The organism is Pseudomonas sp. S3_G06 (assembly GCF_054667565.1).
In genome coordinates this window covers 36,970-59,644 of record NZ_CP162738.1, presented here as the reverse complement: position 1 = coordinate 59,644, position 22,675 = coordinate 36,970, and the positions used below count along the sequence as shown (strand labels likewise).

21 protein-coding genes and 1 pseudogene are annotated in these 22,675 nt (G+C 61.7%); 7 read left to right on the top strand and 15 right to left on the bottom strand.

Annotated features, from left to right (window positions below; all coding sequences use genetic code 11):
* Positions 1-24: 24 nt before the first annotated feature.
* Both AB4N47_RS00255 and AB4N47_RS00250 read right to left on the bottom strand, forming a co-directional pair.
* Entirely contained in the window at positions 25-786 is a 762-nt protein-coding gene (locus tag AB4N47_RS00255) for a YdcF family protein (RefSeq protein ID WP_122610972.1), read from the bottom strand.
* A gap of 104 nt (positions 787-890) precedes the next feature.
* Complete coding sequence (locus AB4N47_RS00250; RefSeq protein WP_024014441.1) at positions 891-1,214, bottom strand: hypothetical protein; 324 nt, start codon at positions 1,212-1,214, stop codon at positions 891-893.
* Positions 1,215-1,469: 255 nt separating this feature from the next.
* On the opposite strand from AB4N47_RS00250, the gene leuS reads away from it, so the two are divergent.
* The 5 genes from leuS (at position 1,470) to AB4N47_RS00225 (ending at position 7,576) form a co-directional block, all read left to right on the top strand.
* Positions 1,470-4,076 carry a leucine--tRNA ligase gene (gene leuS / locus AB4N47_RS00245; RefSeq protein ID WP_341639252.1) on the top strand — a complete coding sequence of 869 codons (2,607 nt, stop codon included), beginning with the start codon at positions 1,470-1,472 and terminating at the stop codon, positions 4,074-4,076.
* Between the two features lie 88 nt (positions 4,077-4,164).
* The gene (locus tag AB4N47_RS00240; protein WP_341639253.1) at positions 4,165-4,770 is read left to right on the top strand and encodes an LPS-assembly lipoprotein LptE; all 606 of its coding nucleotides are present in this window, start codon (positions 4,165-4,167) and stop codon (positions 4,768-4,770) included.
* Positions 4,771-4,809: 39 nt separating this feature from the next.
* On the top strand, positions 4,810-5,847 hold the full coding sequence (gene holA, locus AB4N47_RS00235; protein WP_041477726.1) for a DNA polymerase III subunit delta: 1,038 nt from the start codon (positions 4,810-4,812) through the stop codon (positions 5,845-5,847).
* 181 nt (positions 5,848-6,028) lie between these two features.
* Positions 6,029-6,193 carry an alternative ribosome rescue factor ArfA gene (gene arfA / locus AB4N47_RS00230; RefSeq protein ID WP_341639254.1) on the top strand — a complete coding sequence of 55 codons (165 nt, stop codon included), beginning with the start codon at positions 6,029-6,031 and terminating at the stop codon, positions 6,191-6,193.
* Positions 6,194-6,253: 60 nt separating this feature from the next.
* Positions 6,254-7,576: a lytic murein transglycosylase gene (locus tag AB4N47_RS00225; protein ID WP_016773034.1), complete on the top strand. Its 1,323-nt coding sequence runs from the start codon at positions 6,254-6,256 to the stop codon at positions 7,574-7,576.
* Positions 7,577-7,694: 118 nt separating this feature from the next.
* Here the strand turns inward: AB4N47_RS00225 and AB4N47_RS00220 are convergent, their stop codons facing one another.
* The 13 genes and pseudogenes from AB4N47_RS00220 to AB4N47_RS00160 all read right to left on the bottom strand — a co-directional run bounded on the left by AB4N47_RS00220 (position 7,695) and on the right by AB4N47_RS00160 (position 20,239).
* On the bottom strand, positions 7,695-8,645 hold the full coding sequence (locus AB4N47_RS00220) for a S66 peptidase family protein (RefSeq protein WP_341639255.1): 951 nt from the start codon (positions 8,643-8,645) through the stop codon (positions 7,695-7,697).
* A 132-nt stretch (positions 8,646-8,777) separates the two neighbouring features.
* On the bottom strand, positions 8,778-9,776 hold the full coding sequence (lipA, locus tag AB4N47_RS00215) for a lipoyl synthase (protein WP_160768663.1): 999 nt from the start codon (positions 9,774-9,776) through the stop codon (positions 8,778-8,780).
* 25 nt (positions 9,777-9,801) lie between these two features.
* Positions 9,802-10,449, bottom strand: a complete 648-nt coding sequence (gene lipB, locus AB4N47_RS00210) for a lipoyl(octanoyl) transferase LipB (protein WP_024014445.1) — start codon at positions 10,447-10,449, stop codon at positions 9,802-9,804.
* Positions 10,449-10,724: a DUF493 domain-containing protein gene (locus AB4N47_RS00205; protein WP_076564274.1), complete on the bottom strand. Its 276-nt coding sequence runs from the start codon at positions 10,722-10,724 to the stop codon at positions 10,449-10,451. The genes lipB and AB4N47_RS00205 overlap by 1 nt, the downstream gene beginning before the upstream one ends.
* Before the next feature lie 86 nt (positions 10,725-10,810).
* On the bottom strand, positions 10,811-11,968 hold the full coding sequence (locus AB4N47_RS00200; protein ID WP_016773028.1) for a D-alanyl-D-alanine carboxypeptidase family protein: 1,158 nt from the start codon (positions 11,966-11,968) through the stop codon (positions 10,811-10,813).
* A 187-nt stretch (positions 11,969-12,155) separates the two neighbouring features.
* Positions 12,156-13,164: pseudogene (locus tag AB4N47_RS00195) on the bottom strand (septal ring lytic transglycosylase RlpA family protein).
* Complete coding sequence (gene mltB, locus AB4N47_RS00190) at positions 13,164-14,174, bottom strand: lytic murein transglycosylase B (protein ID WP_110602899.1); 1,011 nt, start codon at positions 14,172-14,174, stop codon at positions 13,164-13,166. The pseudogene AB4N47_RS00195 and the gene mltB overlap by 1 nt, the downstream one beginning before the upstream one ends.
* A gap of 17 nt (positions 14,175-14,191) precedes the next feature.
* Positions 14,192-15,295 carry a rod shape-determining protein RodA gene (rodA, locus tag AB4N47_RS00185; RefSeq protein ID WP_051600793.1) on the bottom strand — a complete coding sequence of 368 codons (1,104 nt, stop codon included), beginning with the start codon at positions 15,293-15,295 and terminating at the stop codon, positions 14,192-14,194.
* Between the two features lie 31 nt (positions 15,296-15,326).
* Positions 15,327-17,222 carry a penicillin-binding protein 2 gene (mrdA, locus tag AB4N47_RS00180; RefSeq protein WP_071173699.1) on the bottom strand — a complete coding sequence of 632 codons (1,896 nt, stop codon included), beginning with the start codon at positions 17,220-17,222 and terminating at the stop codon, positions 15,327-15,329.
* Positions 17,223-17,232: 10 nt separating this feature from the next.
* Positions 17,233-17,700, bottom strand: a complete 468-nt coding sequence (gene rlmH / locus AB4N47_RS00175) for a 23S rRNA (pseudouridine(1915)-N(3))-methyltransferase RlmH (RefSeq protein WP_011063671.1) — start codon at positions 17,698-17,700, stop codon at positions 17,233-17,235.
* 9 nt (positions 17,701-17,709) lie between these two features.
* Positions 17,710-18,204, bottom strand: coding sequence for a ribosome silencing factor (gene rsfS, locus AB4N47_RS00170; RefSeq protein ID WP_016773024.1), 495 nt, complete (start codon positions 18,202-18,204; stop codon positions 17,710-17,712).
* A 72-nt stretch (positions 18,205-18,276) separates the two neighbouring features.
* A complete protein-coding gene (gene nadD, locus AB4N47_RS00165) occupies positions 18,277-18,999 on the bottom strand; it encodes a nicotinate-nucleotide adenylyltransferase (protein WP_122506627.1) in 723 nt (240 codons plus the stop codon).
* Positions 18,968-20,239: a glutamate-5-semialdehyde dehydrogenase gene (locus AB4N47_RS00160; protein WP_341639256.1), complete on the bottom strand. Its 1,272-nt coding sequence runs from the start codon at positions 20,237-20,239 to the stop codon at positions 18,968-18,970. Before AB4N47_RS00160 ends, nadD begins: the two co-directional genes overlap by 32 nt.
* A gap of 177 nt (positions 20,240-20,416) precedes the next feature.
* Here AB4N47_RS00160 and AB4N47_RS00155 point away from each other — a divergent pair, with 177 nt between their 5' ends.
* Entirely contained in the window at positions 20,417-21,112 is a 696-nt protein-coding gene (locus AB4N47_RS00155; protein ID WP_341639296.1) for a DNA-3-methyladenine glycosylase, read from the top strand.
* 126 nt (positions 21,113-21,238) lie between these two features.
* Positions 21,239-22,555 (top strand): bifunctional DedA family/phosphatase PAP2 family protein, encoded by a 1,317-nt coding sequence (locus AB4N47_RS00150; RefSeq protein WP_336342521.1) that lies wholly within the window; start codon positions 21,239-21,241, stop codon positions 22,553-22,555.
* Positions 22,556-22,675: the final 120 nt, after the last annotated feature.

The window sequence follows — 22,675 nt, the reverse complement described above, 5'->3', positions numbered from 1 at the left end:
TAAATCCCCTCGCCACAATGATCTTCAGCGGTAAAACAACGAATACCCTACCTGCCCCACCGCCTCATTGAGCAATTGCCCGCTCTGCCAGATCGACTTGAATTCCGGCAGCCAGCCTCCGAACGGCCGGGCATTATCGGTACCTAGGAAACCCACCGGCGCCGGCACCACTTCGAATCCCGCCTGCTCAAAGCTCCACACCGCACGCGGCATGTGCCACGCCTGCGTCACCACGACAACCCGCTTGATCCCCTGGGGCAAGAGGATATCTGCCGTCATCTTCGCGTTCTCCCATGTGGTACGGCTCTCGCCTTCCTGCCAGCGCACGCTCACGTCGAAGTCATCACGCAACGAATCCGCCATCAACTTCGCCTCGGTCGGGGGCGTGCCGTAATGCAGGCCGCCGCTGGTCAGAATCGGCAGGCCCGAGGCCTTGGCCAGGCGTGCGGCGTAACGCTGACGCTCAAGGCCGACGCCGGTCGGCTGGTCTTCGCCCCAGGCCAGATCACCGCGCTCACGCCCCGAGCCCAGCACCACGATCGCATCGGCGCGTTGCGCCAGCGTTGCCCATTCCTGCCGCGCCAGCGGCGGCTCTCGTTCCAGCGCCTTGGCGCTCCACTGCACTACCACCGGCAGGCTCATCAGCCACAGGCCGCCAAAGCCGAGGGCAAAACACACACCCGCCAGACGCGGCCGCGAGCGGCGCAGCCACCAGGCGGCCAGCAACAGCAGCAAAAGAATGCCGGGCGGCAGTAAAAGTTGTTTGATGAAATAGCGAAAGGGCATCGGGCATCTCCAAAGATGCCCGAAGCCTAAGAGTGTTGATTACGCGTTACAACCAGTAGGCCGGATCCGGTTGCAAAAGATCCGTTTCATGACCTGCCATGCGCTTACTTGGCCTGCACAGAACGCACCTTGCCGGTGTCTCTGCGCGGCGCCTTGTCCTTGAGCCAGATGACCTTGGCCGAATGTGCTGCATCGAGCTGCTTCACTGCTTGAGACAGGCATCCCTGCGTTTCACGTTCACTGCGATCCAGATAGGCCTTGACCAGTTTGAACTCGGCGGGACTCAAGCCACGCAATTCCAGTTCCAGGGGGCGCTCGTCGCGCAGCCGGTCAGCGGTTTTCACGGCGTCCAGCGCCATGCCCAGACGATCGATCAACCTTTCATACAACTCGGGTTTCGTTACGTTCTTTTTCCGTTGCTCCACCATCCCTCACCTCATTGAAGATAAGACTCACTCCCCAATTAGAGCTTAGCTTCGCTGCACGAACCGGCTACACGCCGCGACCAACGGCCCTCGTCGTCCAAAAGCTCTGGCAAACAGCTGTAATCAGGGTTTCCCTCGGCCAAGCGCGGTCATGTATGCTACGGCGCTTCCTGTCATTCCACTTCCAGCGCACCCGGGCCATCCCGGATGCCGCCGTCGAAGAGGATTAGGCCACCCCTATCCAGTACAAAAGTAGCCATGCACGAACAATATCAGCCACGTGAGATCGAAGCCGCCGCCCAGTCGTTCTGGGATGAGCAAAAGTCCTTTGAAGTCAGTGAACAGCCAGGCAAGGAAACCTACTACTGCCTGTCGATGTTCCCTTACCCCAGCGGCAAGCTGCACATGGGCCACGTGCGCAACTACACCATCGGCGACGTGATCTCGCGCTACCAGCGCATGCAGGGCAAGAATGTTCTGCAGCCCATGGGTTGGGATGCGTTCGGCATGCCGGCTGAAAACGCCGCAATGAAAAACAACGTAGCGCCCGCCAAGTGGACCTACGAGAACATCGCCTACATGAAGTCGCAACTGCGCAGCCTCGGCCTCGCGGTGGACTGGTCCCGTGAAGTGACCACCTGCAAGCCGGACTACTACCGCTGGGAACAATGGCTGTTCACCCGCCTGTTCGAAAAAGGCGTGATCTACCGTAAAAACGGCACCGTGAACTGGGACCCGGTCGACCAGACCGTTCTGGCCAACGAGCAAGTCATCGACGGCCGTGGCTGGCGCTCCGGCGCGCTGATCGAAAAGCGCGAAATCCCGATGTACTACTTCAAGATCACCGCTTACGCCGACGAGCTGCTGGAAAGCCTCGACGAACTGACTGGCTGGCCGGAACAGGTCAAGACCATGCAGCGCAACTGGATCGGCAAGTCCCGTGGCATGGAAGTGCAGTTCCCGTACAACGTCGATTCGATCGGCGAAGCCGGCACCCTGAAAGTCTTCACCACCCGTCCGGACACCCTGATGGGCGCGACCTACGTCGCCGTCGCTGCCGAGCACCCGCTGGCCACCCTGGCCGCGCAGAACAATCCGGAGCTGCAAGCGTTCATCGCTGAATGCAAGGGCGGCAGCGTCGCTGAAGCCGATGTCGCCACCCAGGAAAAGAAAGGCCTGCCGACCGGCCTGTTCGTCGAGCACCCGCTGACCGGCGAGAAGCTGCCGGTGTGGGTCGCCAACTACGTGCTGATGCATTACGGCGACGGCGCGGTCATGGCGGTTCCGGCGCACGACGAGCGCGATTTCGAATTCGCTCACAAGTACAACCTGCCGGTGAAATCGGTGGTGCGCACCAGCTCCGGTGACAGCAACCCGGCGCCGTGGCAGGACGCTTACGGCGAGCACGGCACGCTGATCAACTCCGGTGAGTTCGACGGCCTCGACTTCGCCGGCGCGTTCGACGCCATGGAAGTGGCGCTGATCAAGAAAGAACTCGGCGCCTCGCGCACCCAGTTCCGCCTGCGCGACTGGGGCATCAGCCGCCAGCGCTACTGGGGCTGCCCGATCCCGATCATCCACTGCGCCACCTGCGGCGACGTGCCGGTGCCGGAAGATCAACTGCCTGTCGTTCTGCCGGAAGACGTGGTGCCGGACGGCGCCGGTTCGCCGCTGGCGCGCATGCCCGAGTTCTACGAATGCAGCTGCCCGAAATGCGGCGCGCCGGCCAAGCGTGAAACCGACACCATGGACACCTTCGTCGAGTCGTCGTGGTACTACGCCCGCTACGCCTCGCCGCACTTTGAAGGTGGCCTGGTAGAAAAATCCGCTGCCGATCACTGGCTGCCGGTGGATCAGTACATCGGTGGTATCGAACACGCCATTCTGCACCTGCTCTACGCACGCTTCTTCCACAAGTTGATGCGCGACGAAGGTCTGGTCAGCTCCAACGAGCCGTTCAAGAACCTGCTGACCCAGGGCATGGTGATCGCCGAGACTTACTATCGTCGCGAAGCCAACGGTGCCTACACCTGGTTCAACCCGGCAGACGTGGAACTTGAGCGTGACAGCAAAGCCAAGGTGATCAGCGCCAAGCTGAAATCCGACGGCCTGCCGGTGGAAATCGGCGGTACCGAGAAGATGGCCAAGTCGAAGAACAACGGCGTCGACCCGCAGTCGATGATCGACCAGTTCGGCGCCGACACCTGCCGCCTGTTCATGATGTTCGCCTCGCCGCCTGACATGAGCGCGGAGTGGTCCGACTCCGGCGTTGAAGGTTCGCACCGTTTCCTCAAGCGCGTCTGGCGTCTGGCGCAAGCCCACGTGACCCAGGGCCTGCCGGGCAAACTGGATATCGCCGCTCTGAACGACGAGCAGAAAACCGTGCGTCGTGCGATTCACCTGGCGATCAAGCAGGCCAGTCATGACGTCGGCCAGAACCACAAATTCAACACCGCCATCGCTCAGGTGATGACGCTGATGAACGTGCTGGAAAAAGCCGCGCAAGGCACCGAACAGGACCGCGCGCTGCTGCATGAAGGTCTGGAAGCGGTGACCCTGCTGCTGGCGCCAATCACCCCGCACATCAGCCACGAACTGTGGAAGCAGTTGGGTCACGCCGATGCGGTGATCGATGCAGGCTGGCCGGCCGTGGACGAAAGTGCCTTGGTGCAGGACAACCTGACCCTGGTCATTCAGGTCAACGGCAAGCTGCGCGGGCAGATCGAAATGCCGGCCAGCGCCACCCGCGAAGAGATCGAAGCCGCCGCGCGCATCAACGAAAACGTGCTGCGTTTCGTCGACGGCCTGACCATTCGCAAAGTGATCGTGGTGCCGGGCAAACTGGTCAACATCGTCGCCAGCTAAATTGGATCGGCTGCCAGGCTCGCCTGGCAGCCAGTAAAACCTTTCGGGCCGCAGAGTCGGCTCACCTGGTTTCAAGGGGAGCAACACAATGATCAAACGCAATCTGCTGGTGATGGGCCTCGCCGTTCTGCTGAGCGCCTGCGGTTTCCAGTTGCGTGGTACCGGCACCAACGAACTGTCGATCAAGGAAATCGACCTGAGCGCGCGTAACGCTTACGGCGAAACCGTGACACAGCTGCGTCAGACGCTGGAGTCCAGCGGCGTCAAGGTTTACAGCGGCGCGCCGTACAAGCTGTATCTGGCTGACGAGCAGGAAAGCCAGCGCATCCTCAGCTATGCCGGTGCCGGGCGCACAGGCGAGTATCAGGTCAGCACTGTGCTGAGCTATGACATCCGCGGCGAGAAAGACCTGTCGCTGATCAGCGACAAGCTCGAAGTGCAGAAGGTGTTCATTCACGACGGCAACAACCTCGTCGGCTCCGATCAAGAAGCCAACGACGCCCGTCATGAAATCCGTCGCGAGCTGGTGCAGCGCATGATGCTGCGCCTGTCGCAGCTGACCCCGGGCCAGTTGCAGCAACTGCAGCAAACCGCCAATGACCGCGCCAAGGCTGAAGCCGATGCGCTGGAAGCGGCACAGAAGGCTGAGGCGGAAACTCCGCGTCAGTCGCCGCTCGAAATCCCGCAGCAGTAAGACGGCCGGGGCGCCCAGGCGCCCCGTTCGCCCTTTCTTATGAAGCTCGCTCCCGCGCAACTCGGCAAACACCTGCAAGGCGCACTCGCGCCGGTCTACATCATCAGCGGCGATGACCCGCTGCTGTGTCAGGAAGCCGCCGACGCCATCCGCACCGCTGCCCGCCAGCAAGGTTTCGACGAACGCCAAGTCTTCGCCGCCGACGCCAATTTCGATTGGGGTACGTTGCTGCAGGCCGGCGCGAGCATGTCGCTGTTCGCTGAAAAACGCCTGCTGGAGCTGCGCCTGCCGTCGGGCAAGCCTGGCGACAAAGGCGCCGCCGCGCTGATCGAATACTGCTCACGCCCTGCTGAAGACACTGTCCTGCTGATCAGCTTGCCGAAGCTCGATGGCAGCGCGCAGAAAACCAAGTGGGGCAAGGCGCTGGTCGAAGGCCAGCAAACCCAGTTCGTGCAGATCTGGCCGGTGGATGCCAATCAGCTGCCGAGCTGGATTCGTCAGCGCCTGTCCCAGGCAGGCTTGTCGGCCAGTCAGGACGCCGTCGAATTGATTGCCGCGCGTGTCGAAGGCAACCTGCTCGCCGCCGCCCAGGAAATCGAAAAGCTCAAACTGATGGCCGAAGGTGGGCAGATCACCGTTGAAACCGTGCAGGCCGCCGTGGCCGACAGTGCCCGGTTCGACGTGTTCGGCCTGACTGACGCGGTGCTCAACGGCGAACCGGCCCACGCCTTGCGCATGCTCGAAGGTTTGCGCGGCGAAGGCGTCGAACCGCCGGTGATCCTCTGGGCACTGGCGCGGGAGTTGCGCCTGTTGGCCAACATTTCCCTGCAATACAGCCAGGGCACGCCACTGGACAAGTGTTTCAGCCAGTCGAAACCGCCGGTCTGGGACAAGCGCAAGCCGCTGATGAGCAAGGCTTTGCAACGCTACTCGGCGCAACGCTGGGCGCAATTGCTGCTCGAAGCGCAGCGTATCGACGCGCAGATCAAGGGCCAGGCGGCGGGTTCGCCGTGGATGAGCTTGAGTCGTCTGGCGTTGTTGATGGCTGGCCAGCGACTGTCTTTGCCTGCCGAATAAGGCAGTCGACCGCGCAGCGTCCATTCGCGAGCAGGCTCACTCCCACAGGTGACCGCGTACCAATGTGGGAGCGAGCCTGCTCGCGAAAGCGCCAGAATATTCCTACGCATGAGCTACTGGACAGACGCGCCACATCGGCAGATTATTCCCGGCGCAAAACCACCACACCGAGAGAACCCTCATGAGCAAAAAGCCAGCAAAGCATGGCCCAAACAAGGCCAAATCCATCGTCGCCCAGCCCCTGTTCCGCAGTCGCCAGGAACGACCAATCAAGGGTAAAGGCAGCTACCGCCGCGAAGCCTTCCGGTCTGACAACCGGGAGGCTTTTTACTTTCTGGCTGCCTGAAGCGCACTACCCCTCGCTCATGTTAAGGTCTGCACCTGATTCGTTTCCCTGGAACTGTGCATGCCCCCAAGTCTTTCCCGTCGTTGGCCCGTGCGCCAATTGATCGCTGCCTCCAGCTTCATTCTGCTTGTCGCCTGCGCGGAAAAACCCACCGCCGCCGATGCACAACCGCTTCAAGCCGCCCCGGTTACCACGGCCCCAGCGATTATTCCGCCGGTAGTGCCGTCCGCCGACCCGCTCGATATTCAACCGACCCAGACCTTTGCCGAATGGCAGGCGGGCTTCCGCAAGGACGCCCTCGCCGCCGGGATTCGCCCCGAGCTGTTCGATCAGGCATTTGCCAATATCAGCTTCGATGCCAGCGTGATCCGTGCCGATCGCAGTCAGCCGGAGTTTTCCCGCCCGGTGTGGGAATACCTCGATGGTGCGCTGTCGCCATTGCGCGTCCGCAAGGGCCAGGCGTTGATCAATCAGTACGCCGACATTCTGCAAAGCATCGAGCAGCGTTATGGCGTTGATCGCCAGGCACTGGTGTCGGTGTGGGGCATGGAAAGCAATTTCGGTCAGTTTCAGGGCAGCAAGTCGGTGATCAACTCGCTGGCCACCCTTGCCTACGAAGGCCGTCGTCCTGGCTTTGCTCACGCGCAATTGATTGCCGCCCTGCAGATTCTGCAACAGGGCGATATCACCCCGGAGAAAATGCTCGGTTCCTGGGCCGGCGCGATGGGCCAGACCCAGTTCATTCCGACCACTTACAACACCCACGCCGTGGACTTTGACGGTGACGGTCGCCGCGACATCTGGGGCAGCCCGGCCGATGCGCTGGCCTCGACCGCGCATTACCTGCAAAGCTCGGGCTGGCAGCGTGGCCAGCCGTGGGGTTTCGAAGTGCAATTGCCGAGCGGCTTCAACTACACCCTGGCCGATGGCGCGATTCGCAAAAGCGTCGCCGAATGGCGGCAACTGGGCGTGAACCTGCCCAATGGCGCGCAGGTGCCAGCCGGTTCCGAACAACTGTCGGCCGCCCTGCTGCTGCCGGCCGGTTATCGCGGCCCGGCGTTCCTGATCCTCGACAACTTCCGGGCGATTCTCAAGTACAACAATTCGTCGTCGTATGCGCTGGCGGTGAGCCTGCTGTCCGAGCGCTTTGAAGGCGCGGGCCTGATCAATGGCGACTGGCCGAAAGATGATCTGCCGCTGAGCCGCACCGAGCGCATCGAACTGCAGACGCTATTGAGTGCGCGTAATTATGACGCCGGCACGGCGGACGGAATTATCGGCGCCAATACGCGCAAGGCCATTCGCAGTGCCCAGCAGGCGCTGGGCTGGCCGGCGGATGGGTATCCGACGCACAAGTTGCTTGAGAGCCTGCGCGCCCAATAAAAGCATCGCGGGCAAGCCCGCTCCCACAGGGGTTCTGGTTGAAACACAATTGTGTATCCGACTCAAAACCTGTGGGAGCGGGCTTGCCCGCGATGAATGACTGTCAGGCGACCAATTTCTAGACTTTGATCACCACATCCTGCTCCAGCAGCAACTCCTGCTTCCCCGCATCCAGGCGCACCAGCGCGCCCAACGGCAGCGTCAGGTTCGGGTCGCAATGGCCACTGCGCCAACCCGACAACACCGGAATCCGCAACGGCTCAAAGGTTTGCTTGAGCAGCCGATTCAGCGCGTCGACCTCCACCCCGGCGATATCTCCGACCAGCACACCGCGCAGTCGGGCCAACTTGCCGGCCAGACGCATCTGGGTCAGCAGGCGATCAATCCGATACAGCGGCTCGTTGATGTCCTCGATGAACAGAACTGCGCCTTCGACATCAATCTCGTAGGGCGTGCCGAGGGTTGCAGCAATCATCGCCAGGTTGCCGCCGAGCAAACGCCCGTGAGCGATGCCCGGTTCGACGGTGGATAACGGATAAGCCGCCGGATGGCTCAGTACACTCCCTGACTTCAGTTGCCCGCGCAGCATGGCGAAGAATGACGTGACGGTCGGCGGCTCCTTGTCGCCGAGCAGATCGGCATTGAGCAGCGGGCCGTGAAAGGTCACAAACCCGGCGTAGCGACTGATGGCCAGGTGCAGCGCGGTGATGTCGCTATAGCCGACAAACGGCTTGGCATGCCGACTGAGCAGGTCGTAATCGATTCGGTCGAGCAGACGCGGCGTGCCGTAGCCGCCGCGCAGGCAAATTATCGCGTCGACTCCGGGGTCAGCGAACGCCGCGTGCAGATCGCGCAAACGTACGTCGTCACTGCCAGCCAGATAGCCGTCCTTCTCATAGACACCCGGAAACACCTTCAGCCCATAGCCGCGCGCGCGCATCCATTGCAGCGCTTTTTCAGTATCGAGGGCGCCGGGGCCGGCAGGCGCGATGACGCCAATCGTCCCTTCGGAGGGCAGTGCCGGTACGGGTCGGTGGGCAATCAGGGTGTGGCTCGGTCGAACGGTCATCCTTGGGCTCCAGCGGTAAAGTCATGCACACACAGTAGTCAGCTGAAGAGACAAACAAAAGCCCCTTGTCTAAGGCAAAAAAATGCCCGCCGAGGAACCGTCCTCGGCGGGCATTTTTACATCAGCAGTGAATCAGGAACCCAGCAGCTCGGCCTTGACCAGCTTCGCCTGCTCGTCGGCATGGTACGAGGAACGTACCAGCGGGCCCGAAGCGACGTTCTTGAAGCCCATCTTGTAACCTTCTTCGGCGAACCAGGCGAAGGTGTCCGGGTGCACGAAACGCTGCACCGGCAAGTGACTGCGCGACGGTTGCAGGTACTGCCCGAGGGTCAGCATGTCGATGTCGTGTTCGCGCATGCGCTTCATGACTTCGATGACTTCCTCGTCGGTCTCGCCCAGACCCAGCATCAGGCCGGACTTGGTCGGGATATGCGGCATCATCTGCTTGAAGCGTTGCAGCAGGGTCAGCGACCACTGGTAGTCCGAGCCTGGACGCGCAGCCTTGTACAGGCGCGGCACGGTTTCCAGATTGTGGTTGAACACATCCGGCGGCTCGGCAGCGGTGATTTCCAGGGCGATGTCCATGCGCCCACGGTAGTCCGGGACCAGGGTCTCGAGCTGCACGTTTGGCGACAGTTTTCGGATTTCGCGGATGCAGTCAGCAAAGTGCTGTGCACCGCCGTCACGCAGGTCGTCACGGTCAACCGAGGTGATCACCACGTATTTGAGCTTGAGGTCGGCGATGGCGATGGCCAGGCTTTCCGGCTCGTTGACGTCCAGTGGCTTCGGACGACCGTGGCCAACGTCGCAGAACGGGCAGCGACGGGTGCAGATGTCGCCCATGATCATGAAGGTTGCGGTGCCGCCGGAAAAGCATTCGCCGAGGTTCGGGCAGGACGCTTCTTCGCAGACACTGTGCAGCTTGTGCTTGCGCAGCAGGCTCTTGATGCGGTCGACTTCCGGCGAAACCGGGATGCGCACGCGGATCCAGTCGGGTTTCTTCGGCAGTTCGGTGGTCGGAATGATCTTGACCGGGATGCGTGCAACCTTCTCGGCGCCGCGCAGCTTGACGCCGGCTTCAACCTTGGGACGCGGGGCCGGGCGCTCGGTCACGTCGAGCGTCGGGATCATGGTTTGCACTGCATCAGTAGTCATATCAGTCGATTCCGCCCGTGAGGGTCGTCTGCTCAGCATAGTCGAGGTGTTTGACGAGCTGCGCGCGCAGCCGGGCACTTACCTCGGCAAATTCAATCGATCCTGCGTGATCGCTCAGCTGGGTCATGGCCAGCCCGGCGTAACCGCAGGGATTAATCCGTCGAAACGGTTCCAGGTTCATATCCACGTTCAGGGCCAGGCCATGAAAGGAACAACCGTGGCGAATGCGCAAACCCAGAGAAGCGATTTTCGCTCCATCGACGTATACGCCGGGAGCATCTGGCTTGGCGGCGGCGGTGACGCCGTAGCTGGCCAGCAGTTCGATCAGGCAGGCTTCCATGCGGCTGACCAGATCACGCACGCCGAAACCCAGCTTGCGTACATCCAGTAACAGATAAGCCACCAGTTGCCCGGGGCCATGATAAGTCACTTGGCCGCCACGATCGACCTGCACCACCGGAATATCTCCCGGCAGCAACAGGTGTTCAGCCTTGCCGGCCTGGCCCTGGGTGAACACCGGCGGGTGTTCGACGAGCCAGATTTCGTCGGCGGCAGCATTGCCGCGTTCGTTGGTAAAGCGCTGCATGGCATGCCAGACCGGCTCGTAAGCCATCTGGCCCAGCTCGCGAAAGCCCAGCGTGCCGTGCATCACAACACCATGTGCACGAAGCCGGTCGCCCGCAGTTCGCTGTTGATGTTGTACAGCTGATCCTGGTCGGTAGCGACGATGTGAAGCTGGATGGTGGTGTATTTGCCGGTGCTGCTCTGACGCTCGTCGATGCGCTCGTCATTGATGGTCGCGTGTTTCTTGACGATCTCGATGATTTCGTCCTTGCGGCCGACGCCCGTATCGCTGATCACCTTGATCGGATAATCAGTCTGGGGAAATTCGATTTTTGGCGCCTGTACTTCGGTATCGGTCATGGCGTAACGGCCTCTATAGCGCAAGCCGTGGTAACGCACATGGCCCCGCACCGGATCGGGGCGGGGCCATGCAGGTCATCACAAAATCAGTTGAACAAGCCGTAGAAGAATAGACGGATGCTATCCCACATGCGGCGGAAGATACCACCCTCCTCGACGCCATCCAGAGCGATCAGGTCGGCGCTGTGCACCACCTTGTCTTCCAGTTTGACTTCGACTTTACCGATCACGTCGCCCTTGGCGATTGGCGCAACCAGTTGCGGGTTCATGGTCATGCTGGCAGCGAGCTTCTTCAGCTGGCCTTTCGGCAGGGTCATGGTCAGGTCTTGTGCCAGGCCGGCCTTGACCTGGCTGGTGGTGCCTTTCCATACCGGCGCCTGCGCCAGTTCAGTGCCCTTCTGGTAGAAGGTCTGGGTTTCGAAGAAGCGGAAACCGTAGGTAAGCAGCTTCTGGGTTTCAGCCGCGCGGGCCACTTCGCTGTTGGTGCCGAACACCACAGCGATCAGACGCTGGCCATCACGTACAGCCGAAGACACCATGCAGTAGCCGGCTTCATCGGTGTGGCCGGTTTTCAGACCGTCAACGGTCTTGTCGCGCCACAGCAGCAGGTTGCGGTTAGGTTGCTTGATGCCGTTCCAGAAGAACTCTTTCTGCGAGTAGATCGCATAGTGAGCCGGGTCTTCGTGGATGATCGCACGGGCCAGAATCGCCATGTCGTGCGCCGACGAGTAGTGCTCAGGGTTTGGCAGACCGGTCGGGTTCATGAAGTGGGTATTGGTCATGCCCAGTTCAGTGACGGTCTTGTTCATCAGGTCGGCGAAGGCGTCTTCGCTGCCGGCGATGTGCTCGGCCAGGGCGACGCTGGCGTCGTTACCGGACTGGATGATGATGCCGTGCAGCAGGTCGCTGACAGTGACCTGCGAACCGACCTTGATGAACATCCGCGAACCGCCGGTGCGCCAGGCGTTTTCGCTGACGGTCACCGGATCGTTTTCACCGATCTGGCCGCGACGGATTTCCAGGGTCGCGATGTACGCGGTCATCAGCTTGGTCAGGCTGGCCGGTGGCAGACGCTGGTCGCCGTTGTTTTCGACCAGCACGTTGCCGCTGCTGGCGTCCATCAGAACATAGGCCTTGGCGGCCAGTTGTGGTGGCGACGGCATCATCTCGGCCGCGAAGGCGGCTGGCGAGAGGAGCAGCGGGACTAGCAGACACAGGCGTTTGGCAAAGGTGGTGATGTTCATCCGTCTCTCGAAATCGCTAATGGAAACTTGCCCGAAGGCAAAACTTATTCAGACAGCCTTCTAACGGGCCATCGCGTGTTCAGTTGCTCACTCCAGTCACCCTTGCCGGGCTTTTGTTCTTCGACGAGCCAACAACCTGGTTCACCCCCCGAATACCGCAAGTGAACCGTCAATCAAGGTCTACGTGTTACTCGGTGACCACGCTGGGCGAACCCAGATTGGCCAGACGCACACTGTTCTGCACCTGGGCGATCTCACCCGGCGAGCCGATCGGCCCCAGGCGTACCCGGTGCAGGGTCTGCTGATTGCGCACGATCGAGCTGATGAACACCGGCGCGCTCACCATCCCGCTGAGCTTCGACCTCAGCAGTTCGGCAGCGTCCGGGTTGGCGAACGCGCCCACCTGCAGATACTGGCCAGACGCTGGTGCAGAAGCGTTTTTTTGCATCGATCTGCACGGGCACCACGGCCGCGGCGTGTTGCTGCGGCGGCGGTGTCCATTGCTCGACGGTGCCGGCCGAAGCCGTAATCACTGGCGCGCTATTCTGCGCCACTTGCGGCTCGTTGAGCATCAGCGGCGCCGGACGGCCCTTGGCCGCCCACCACTGCTGCGGATCGATGCCTTCGACCTTGACCCGCGCGGTGCCGGTTTCGGCGTAGCCGAGCTTCTTCGCCGCTGCGTAGGACAAGTCGATGATGCGATCGGAGTAGAACGGCCCACGGTCGTTGACGCGCAGGATCACGGTCTTGTTGTTGTCCAGGTTGGTCACCCGGACGTAACTTGGCAGCGGCAAGGTCTTGTGCGCGGCACTCATGCCGTACAGGTCATACACTTCGCCGTTGGCGGTGTTCTGGCCATGGAACTTGGTGCCGTACCAGGACGCCGTGCCCGAAGCCACGTAGGTCTTGGATTCCTGCAACGGAAAATAGGTCTTGCCCAGCACGGTGTACGGATTGGCCTTGTACGGGCCGGTGTGCAGGGTCGGTGTTGCATCCGGGATGCGCGAAACATCGACATCCCACCAAGGCGCGCCGTCTTTGTGCGCGCGGTTGATGTCCAGGCCCGGTTGGGCGCGGACAGCAGTGGACGGGGTTTTCTGCGTCGGCGTGCGGCTGGTCGTGCAACTGGCGACCAGGACTGCCAACGCAGCGAAAGCCACCAGCTTCAGGGGTTTATTGTTAGGCAATGCCTGCATTACTTGACGCCCCGTGCTTGTACCAGCTGTTCAGACAGTTGATGTACGGCCATGGCGTACATCACGCTGCGGTTATAACGCGTGATCGCGTAGAAATTCTGCAGGCCCATCCAGTATTCAGGGCCGTTGTCGCCTTCGAGGCGAAATGCGGTAACCGGCATATCATCGCGCAGCGCATCATGACTTGACCAGCCCAGCGCCCGCAACTCTGCGACCGTCTTCACCGGCTCGATACCGGTGGTCAGGCCTTCGTCGGCCTGCTCGCCGCGCACATCGGCGCGGCTGACCACCGGTTCACCGGCAACCCAGCCATGACGCTTGAAGTAGCTGGCGACGCTGCCAATGGCATCGTCCGGGTTGTTCCAGATATTGATGTGGCCATCACCGTCGAAGTCCACCGCGTAGGCGCGAAAGCTGCTCGGCATGAACTGCGGCAGCCCCATGGCCCCGGCGTAGGAGCCTTTCAGGGTCAGCGGGTCGACCTGCTCTTCACGGGCCAGCAGCAGGAACTCACGCAATTCCTTGCGGAAAAATTCGGCACGGGGAGGATAGTCGAAGCCGAGGGTCGATAAAGCATCGATCACGCGGAAATTACCGGTATTACGTCCGAAAAAGGTCTCGACGCCGATGATCGAAACGATCACTTGTGCCGGCACGCCGTATTCCTGCTCGGCACGGGCCAGGGTCGCCTCGTGCTGACGCCAGAAGTCGACACCCCGGGCGATGCGCGCGTCAGTGATGAACATCGGGCGATATTCATTCCACTGCTTGACCCGTTCGGCGGGTTTGGAGATGGCGTCGAGAATCGACTGCTTGCGTTGCGCCTCGCGGAACACACCCATCAGTTGTTCACCGGCGAAACCGTAGTCGCGGGTCATTTCGCCGACGAATTCGGCCACCTGCGGCGAGCCTTCATAGTCGCCGGCCAGCGCTTCCTGCACGCTCCCCAGCAGGCCCATCAGGCCAACCAGCGGCGCGCATCGAGTCGCCCAGCCACGCATTACTTGCATTGCACTCTTCACCTTATTCAAACCTGTGCGATCCACTTGCGATGGGTATGGATCGACATCAAAACCCCAAACGCTGACAGCAGCGTCACCAGCGAAGTTCCTCCGTAGCTAATGAACGGCAACGGCACCCCCACAACCGGCAACAGGCCACTGACCATACCGATGTTGACGAAAACGTAAACAAAAAAAGTCATGGTCAACGCACCGGCGAGCAATTTGCCGAACAGCGTTTGCGCTTGCGCGGTGATCACCAGCCCGCGACCGATCAACAACAGATAGATCAGCAGCAGCGCGCAAATCCCCACCAGACCGAACTCTTCACCGAGCACGGCAATGATGAAGTCGGTGTGACTTTCCGGGAGAAAGTCCAGGTGCGACTGGGTGCCGAGCAGCCAGCCTTTGCCGAAGACGCCACCGGAACCGATCGCGGCTTTGGACTGAATGATGTTCCAGCCGGTCCCGAGCGGATCGCTTTCCGGATCGAGGAAAGTCAGGACCCGTTGCTTTTGATAGTCGTGCATGACGAAGAACCACATCGCCACCGACACCGGCACCGCCGCCGCCAGCACGCTGAGAATCCAGCGCCAGCGCAGACCGCCCATGAACAGCACGAAGGCGCCACCGGCGAGAATCAGCAGCGAAGTCCCCAGATCCGGCTGGCGCACGATCAGAATGAACGGCACGCCGATCAGCATCAGGCTGATGCCGACGTGCTTGAGCTGCGGCGGCAAGGTGCGTTTTGACAGGTACCAGGCGATGGTCGCCGGCATCAGGATCTTCATGAATTCCGAGGGCTGGAAGCGGATCACCCCGGGGATGTTGATCCAGCGCGTGGCGCCCATGGCGTTGTGGCCCATGATGTCGACGACGATCAGCAAGACCACGCCGATCACGTAACCGAGCGGCACCCAACGCGCCATGAAACGCGGCTCGAACTGGGCGATGACGATCATTGCCACCAGACCGATGCCGAACGACGTGGCCTGCTTGCCGAGCAGATCCCAGCTCTTGCCGCTGGCCGAATACAGCACGAACAGGCTGCCGGCGGCGAGGATCAGCAACAGGATCAACAGCGGGCCATCGATATGCAGTCTTTGCAGCAACGTCGCGCGGCGACGCATCACATCCTCGCTGGAGAGCATGCGATCGAAATTATTCATCACGGGCCGGGGCCTCCGCAGTGATAGGGCTGGCGTACTCGGCTTTCAGGTGGCCATCCTGGTCGAGCAGCCAGGCGTCCATGACCTGGCGCACCACTGGCGCGGCAACGCCGGAACCGGACTCACCGTTCTCGACCATCACCGACACGACGATTTTCGGATCATCGGCCGGGGCGAAGCCGACGAACAGGGCGTGGTCGCGGTGGCGTTCCTGGACCTTGGAGCGGTCGTATTTCTCGCCCTGCTTGATCGCCACCACCTGCGCGGTACCGGACTTGCCGGCGATGCGGTATTGCGCGCCGATCGCCGCTTTGCGCGCGGTGCCACGGGCACCGTGCATCACCTGCTGCATGCCATGGTTGACCTTGTTCCAGTCGGACGGGTCGCGCAGGACGATGTTCGGCATCGGGTTTTCATCCACCGGCTTGACCCCGTCGAGGGACTTGGCCAGGTGCGGACGATTCCAGATGCCTTTGTTGGCCACCAGCGCGGTGGCCTGGGCCAGTTGCAGTGGCGTCGACTGCATGTAGCCCTGGCCGATCCCGAGAATAAGGGTCTCACCCGGGAACCACGCCTGTTTGCGCGTCGCGCGTTTCCATTCGCGCGACGGCATCAGGCCCGGGGACTCTTCGAACATGTCCAGCGAGACCTTCTGGCCGATGCCGAACTTGTTCATATAGGTCGACAGCCGATCGATGCCGAGCTTGTGCGCCAGGTCATAGAAGTAGGTGTCATTGGACCGCATGATCGCCGTGTCGAGGTCGACGAAGCCGTCACCGGTACGGTTCCAGTTGCGATACTTGTGGTCGTAGTTGGGCAGCATGTAATAGCCCGGGTCGAACACTCGGCTGGAAGCCGTGACCACGCCGGCGTCAAGACCGGCAATCGCTACCGCCGGTTTGATCGTCGAGCCCGGCGGATACAGACCGCGCAGCACGCGATTGAACAGCGGCCGGTCGATGGAATCACGCAACTCGGCGTAGGCCTTGAAGCTGATCCCGGTGACGAACAGGTTGGGGTCGAAACTCGGCTGACTGACCATCGCCAGCACTTCGCCGGTTTTCGGATCGAGCGCCACCACCGCGCCACGTCGCCCGCCCAGCGCGGCCTCGGCGGCTTCCTGCAACTTGATGTCGAGACTCAGGACGATGTCCTTGCCGGGAATCGGATCGGTGCGCTTGAGCACCCGCAACACGCGGCCACGGGCGTTGGTCTCGACTTCCTCGTAACCGACCTGACCGTGCAATTCCGGCTCGTAGAACCGCTCGATGCCGGTCTTGCCGATGTGGTGGGTGCCGCTGTAGTTGACCGGATCGAGGCTTTTCAGCTCTTTCTCGTTGATCCGCCCCATATAGCCCACCGAGTGCGCAAAATGCGCGCCCTGCGGGTAATGCCGGACCAGTTGCGCGACCACTTCCACCCCGGGCAGGCGGAACTGATTCACCGCGATCCGGGCGATCTGCTCTTCGGTCAGCTCGAACAGGATCGGCACCGGCTCGAATGGCCGGCGCCCCTGCCGCATGCGTTTCTCGAAGATCACCCGGTCCTCGGGCGTCAGCTCCAGGACCTCGACGATGACGTCGAGCACCTGCTGCCAGTCGCCGGAGCGCTCGCGGGTCATGCTCAGGCTGAAGCTCGGCCGGTTGTCGGCCACGACTACGCCGTTGCGGTCGAAAATCAGCCCGCGCGTCGGCGGAATCGGCTGCACATGGACGCGGTTGTTTTCCGACAGGGTCGAGTGGTACTCGTACTGGATCACCTGCAGATAATACAGACGCGCGATCAGCACACAGATCAGCGCCACAATCACGATCGCACCGAACACGACACGGCTGCGCACCAGACGGGCGTCCTTTTCGTGGTCCTTGATGCGGATCGGCTGAGACATGAGGGCAGGCTTACTTGTGGTAAGGGTGGCCGGACAACACGGTCCAGGCACGGTACAACTGTTCGCCGATCAGGATCCGCACCAGCGGGTGCGGCAAGGTCAGCGGCGACAACGACCAGCGCTGGTCAGCGCGGGCACAGACTTCCGGTGCCAGCCCTTCCGGGCCGCCGACCATGAAGTTGACCGTGCGCGAATCCAGGCGCCAGCGATCGAGTTCGACCGCCAGTTGCTCGGTACTCCACGGCTTGCCGTGAACCTCCAGCGTGACGATCCGCTCGTTGTGCCCGACCTTGGCCAGCATGGCTTCGCCTTCCTGGCGGATGAAACGGGCCACGTCGGCATTCTTGCCACGGGTGTTGAGCGGAATTTCCACCAGTTCCAGCGCCAGCTCGGACGGAAGACGCTTGGCATATTCATGCCAGCCTTCTTCCACCCACTTGGGCATGCGTGAACCGACGGCGATCAGGCGCAGTCGCACAGCGATCCCTTAGAACTGGTCTTTGTTGAGCTTGGTGAAATGCTCGTGGGTGTTTTCCGGGCTGTGGTGCTTGGCATCGGCCGCACGGCTTTGCTCGGCACCGGCCCACAGGCGCTCCAGGTCGTAGAACTGACGCGCCGAGGCAGTCATCATGTGCACGATCACCAGATCGAGGTCGAGCAGAACCCAGTCGCTGTCGCCCTTGCCTTCTTCGCCCAGCGGCTTGGCGCCCTGCTTTTTCACTTCCTCACGGACCTTGTCCAGCATCGCGTTGATCTGGCGATTGGAGGTACCGGTGGCGATGATCATGTAGTCAGTGATGCTCTGCTTGTCGCGCACATCAATGATCTGGATGTCCTGGGCCTTGACGTCTTCCAGCGCAGCGACGGCAATCTTGACCAGTTCGTCGCCCTTGAGCGGCTCGTTGGTGTTGACGGCTTCCGGCAGTGGTGCGCTCTTGAACGTGCCTTTGCGCTTTACTTTCGGTAGATCTTTATCAGTCATATGTAACTCGTTTTGCTCATGTATTCGGCGGCTTGGGGATACGGTGATCCGTATCGGTGAAGCACGCCTTGTTCAGTTCGACGCACGGTACAGACCGTGCGCATCGATGTAGGCCAGGACCGCGTCGGGCACCAGGAAACGTACCGACTTACCGCTGGCCAGCAGTTGACGGATCTGGGTGGCGGAAACCGCGAGCGGTGTCTGCCAGACGAATGCAATCTGTCCGCTCGGCCCTTTCAGGGCCAGCGGGTCGCTCACCGAACGCGCTGCCAGCAGGTTGCGCAAGGCATCCGGCGGTTCGCTGTCGGCGTCCGGGCGCTGTAGCACCAGGATGTGGCAATGCTGGAGCAACTCTTCCCAGCGGTGCCAAGTGGGCAGGCCGCAAAATGCGTCCCAGCCCAAAAGCAGAAAAACCTGGGTCTCGGCGGGCATTTCTGCGCGCAGCGACTCCAGGGTATCGATGGTCCAGGACGGTTTGTCCCGCTGCAATTCGCGGGCGTCCACCACCAGCGGCGGCAATCCGGCCACCGCGCACTCGACCATCGCCAGCCGCTCCTGCGCCGACACCTGCGGCGTCCCGCGATGTGGCGGTCGGGCGTTCGGCATCAGGCGCAACTCGTCCAGCGCCAGCGCTTCGACGACTTCCAGTGCGCCACGCAAATGGCCGATATGCACCGGGTCGAACGTACCGCCCAGCACGCCAATGCGCTGCGGGCGCGACTCGCTGCCGGTGTGCGGCGCTGTCAGGTCGAGGTCGGTCAAGTCAGACCGTCGCCTGGCCGCGCAACTGGCCATCGCCGACCACGATGTACTTCTCGCAGGTCAGCCCTTCAAGCCCGACCGGGCCGCGGGCGTGCAGCTTATCAGTAGAAATGCCGATCTCGGCACCCAATCCGTATTCAAATCCATCGGCAAAGCAGGTCGGCGTGTTGATCATCACCGAGGCCGAGTCGACTTCCGCCACGAACCGGCGGGTGTCGGCGAGGTTTTCGCTGACGATCGAGTCGGTGTGATGGGAGCCGTAATGATTGATGTGTTCGATTGCCTGCTCCAGACCGTCGACCACGCGGATCGACAGAATCGGCGCCAGGTACTCGGTGTGCCAGTCGTCTTCGCTGGCCGCGACCGCTTCGATGATCGCCCGGGTGCGCTCGCAACCGCGCAGCTCGACGCCTGTGTCGCGGAACTGCGTGGCCATCGACGGCAGGAAATCCTTGGCAACAGCCTGATCGACAAGCAGGGTTTCCATCGCGCCGCAGATGCCATAACGGTAGGTCTTGGCGTTGAAAGCGATGCGCTGGGCTTTGGCCAGATCGGCATGTTCGCTGACATAAACGTGGCAGATGCCGTCCAGGTGCTTGATCACCGGCACGCGGGCATCGCGGCTGATGCGTTCGATCAGGCCACGACCGCCACGGGGCACGATGACGTCGACGTATTCAGGCATGCTGATCAGCGCGCCGACGGCGGCACGGTCGGTGGTTTCGACCACTTGCACCACGGCGGCGGGCAGTTCGGCTTCGGCCAGACCGCGCTGGATGCACGCGGCAATCGCGCGATTGGAATGAATTGCCTCGGAGCCACCGCGCAGGATGGTCGCGTTGCCGGACTTCAGGCACAGGCTGGCGGCATCGATGGTCACGTTCGGACGGGATTCGTAGATGATCCCGATCACGCCCAGCGGTACACGCATCTTGCCGACCTGAATGCCCGACGGACGGAAGCTCATGTCGCGGATCGCGCCAACCGGATCCGCCAGTGCAGCGACCTGACGCAAGCCGACGATCATGCCGTCGATGCGTGCCGGGGTCAGTTCCAGACGTTCCAGCAGCGCCGGCTCCAGACCGCTGGCGCGACCGGCAGCCAGATCCAGCTCATTGGCAGCGGCCAGCTCGGCGCGTGCAGCATCCAGAGCATTGGCGGCAGCCTGCAAGGCGCGGTTTTTCTGCGCGGTGCTGGCGCGACCGATGACCTTGGAGGCAGCGCGGGCGGCGCGACCCAATCGGGTCATGTAGTCAAGAACGGACTCAGTCATGGTCTGCTGGGGTCTTGGCAAAGAGGAAAGCGGCAGATTATAGCTGTCGCGTCCCGGGACTAACAGCGGTGACGGGCGGATGGTCGAAATGAGCTGCGTTTGGCCGTCGTTCAGACGTAATTAAGCTCAGCGTTGTTATCATCACGACCTCTTGAGCCTGGATAAACCTTGCCCATCATGACCAACGTGCCCCTTTGCCCCGAGTCCGCGCGCCTGCCCGTGGGCCTGCCGGACAGTTTTTTCGACCGCGACGCCCAGGTGCTGGCGCAGGCGCTGCTCGGCAAAGTCATCCGCCATCGCGTCGGCGACCTGTGGCTGAGTGCGCGAATCATCGAAACCGAAGCCTATTACTGCGCGGAAAAAGGCAGCCACGCCTCGCTCGGCTATACAGAAAAGCGTAAGGCTTTGTTTCTGGATGGCGGCCACATCTATATGTATTACGCACGCGGTGGTGATTCGCTGAACTTCAGTGCGCAGGGACCGGGCAATGCCGTGCTAATCAAATCCGCCTATCCGTGGGTCGATGAAGTGAGCGGTCCGGCGAGTCTGGCGCAGATGCTGCTGAACAATCCCGATGCCCAGGGCCGACCGCGTCCGACACAGAAGCTCTGCGCCGGGCAGACGCTGCTGTGCAAGGCACTCGGTTTGAAAGTGCCGATGTGGGACGCCAAGCGTTTCGATCATGAACTGTTGCTGGTCGAGGACCCGGGACCGCCACCCGCGCAGATCATTCAAACCACCCGGTTGGGCATTCCGCTGGGCCGTGATGAACACTTGATGTATCGCTTCGTTGATGCTGCGTATGCGCAATGGTGCACGCGGAACCCGCTGCGACGGGGTCAGGTCGAAGGCCGGGATTATTGCCTTCTGTAAACGCTTACCCCTGTAGGAGCTGCCGCAGGCTGCGATCTTTTGATTCTGCTTTAAAGAAACAAGATCAAAAGATCGCAGCCTGCGGCAGCTCCTACCGGAATCTTCAATAGTCTGGAGTTTTTCTGTATGGGCCCATGGCTCGATAGCATCACTGGATGGCTTGGCGCCAATCCGCAGTGGCTGGCCGCAGCGGTGTTCATCGTGGCGTGCGTGGAATGTCTGGCGATCGCCGGGCTGATCGTGCCGGGCACGGTGTTGCTGTTTGCCGTGGCGGTGCTGGCCGGCAGCGGCGCGCTGTCATTGAGCGAAACGCTGCTGCTGGGCTTTCTTGGCGGCATTCTTGGCGACCTGATTTCCTACTTCCTCGGCCGCCATTTCCACCAGAACATCCGCCGCCTCCCCGGGCTACGCCATCACCCGGAATGGATGGCCGGCGCCGAGTCGTACTTCCAGCGCTATGGCATCGCCAGCCTGCTGGTCGGGCGTTTCATCGGCCCGCTGCGGCCGATGCTGCCGATGGTCGCCGGGATGTGCGACATGCCCTTCCCGCGGTTCTTCGCCGTCAGCCTGCTGGCCGCTGCTGGCTGGAGCCTGGCTTATCTGTTGCCGGGCTGGGCCACGGGCGCGGCGTTCCGCCTGCCATTGCCTGAAGGTTTCTGGCTCGAAGCCGGAATTGTCGCGGCCAGCATTGCGGTGATGGTCGGCCTGAGCGTCAACAGCAGCGTGCGCCGCCATCGTCGCGCGACGATCTGGATCGGCGGCATGAGCCTGTTGATCCTGATCGGGCTGTTTATCGGCTATCCATACCTCAGCGCGCTCGACAACGGTGTGATGACTCTGGTGCAGGAACATCGCCAGCCAGCGCTGGACGAAATCGCCGTGACGCTGACCCTGATCGGCGAATTCCGCAACATGCTGCTGTTCAGCGCCCTGCTCGTCATATTGCTGTTGCTGTGCAAGCAATGGCGCCAGGCAGTGTTCGCGGGCGCCACCATGCTGATCACCGCCATGGCCAACACCGGCACCAAGTATTTTTTCGCCAGGGTACGCCCGGAAGTGCTCAGCGATCCATTGACCACCTACAGCATGCCCAGCGGCCATGCTTCTGGCGCATTCGCCCTGTTCCTGACGCTGGGTGTCCTGGCCGGACGCGGGCAGCCGCCACGCATGCGCCTGACGTGGCTGCTGATTGCCTGCATCCCGGCATTCTCCATTGCTTTGTCGCGGGTCTATCTCGGCGCGCACTGGCCAACCGACATATTGGCCGGTGCAATGCTTGCCAGCTGCGTCTGCGCCGCGATGCTGTGGTCAAACCAGCGGCAGGCGCCGCTCAACGCCATGCCTTTCAAGATCTGGTGGCTGATCCTGCCGTCCATGGTCGCGCTGTTCGGATTCTTCGTTATGCGCCACTTGCCACATACATTGTTGCGTTACGCCTACTGAAACAGGCAATTTACAAGCGACATTTCTTACACGCCGCTCTTTCGGAACATTCCGACAAGAGCGGCGCTTGCAACCTACGCAAACTTCCTCCCTCCCGGTTAACTTTCCTGGTTATAAAAC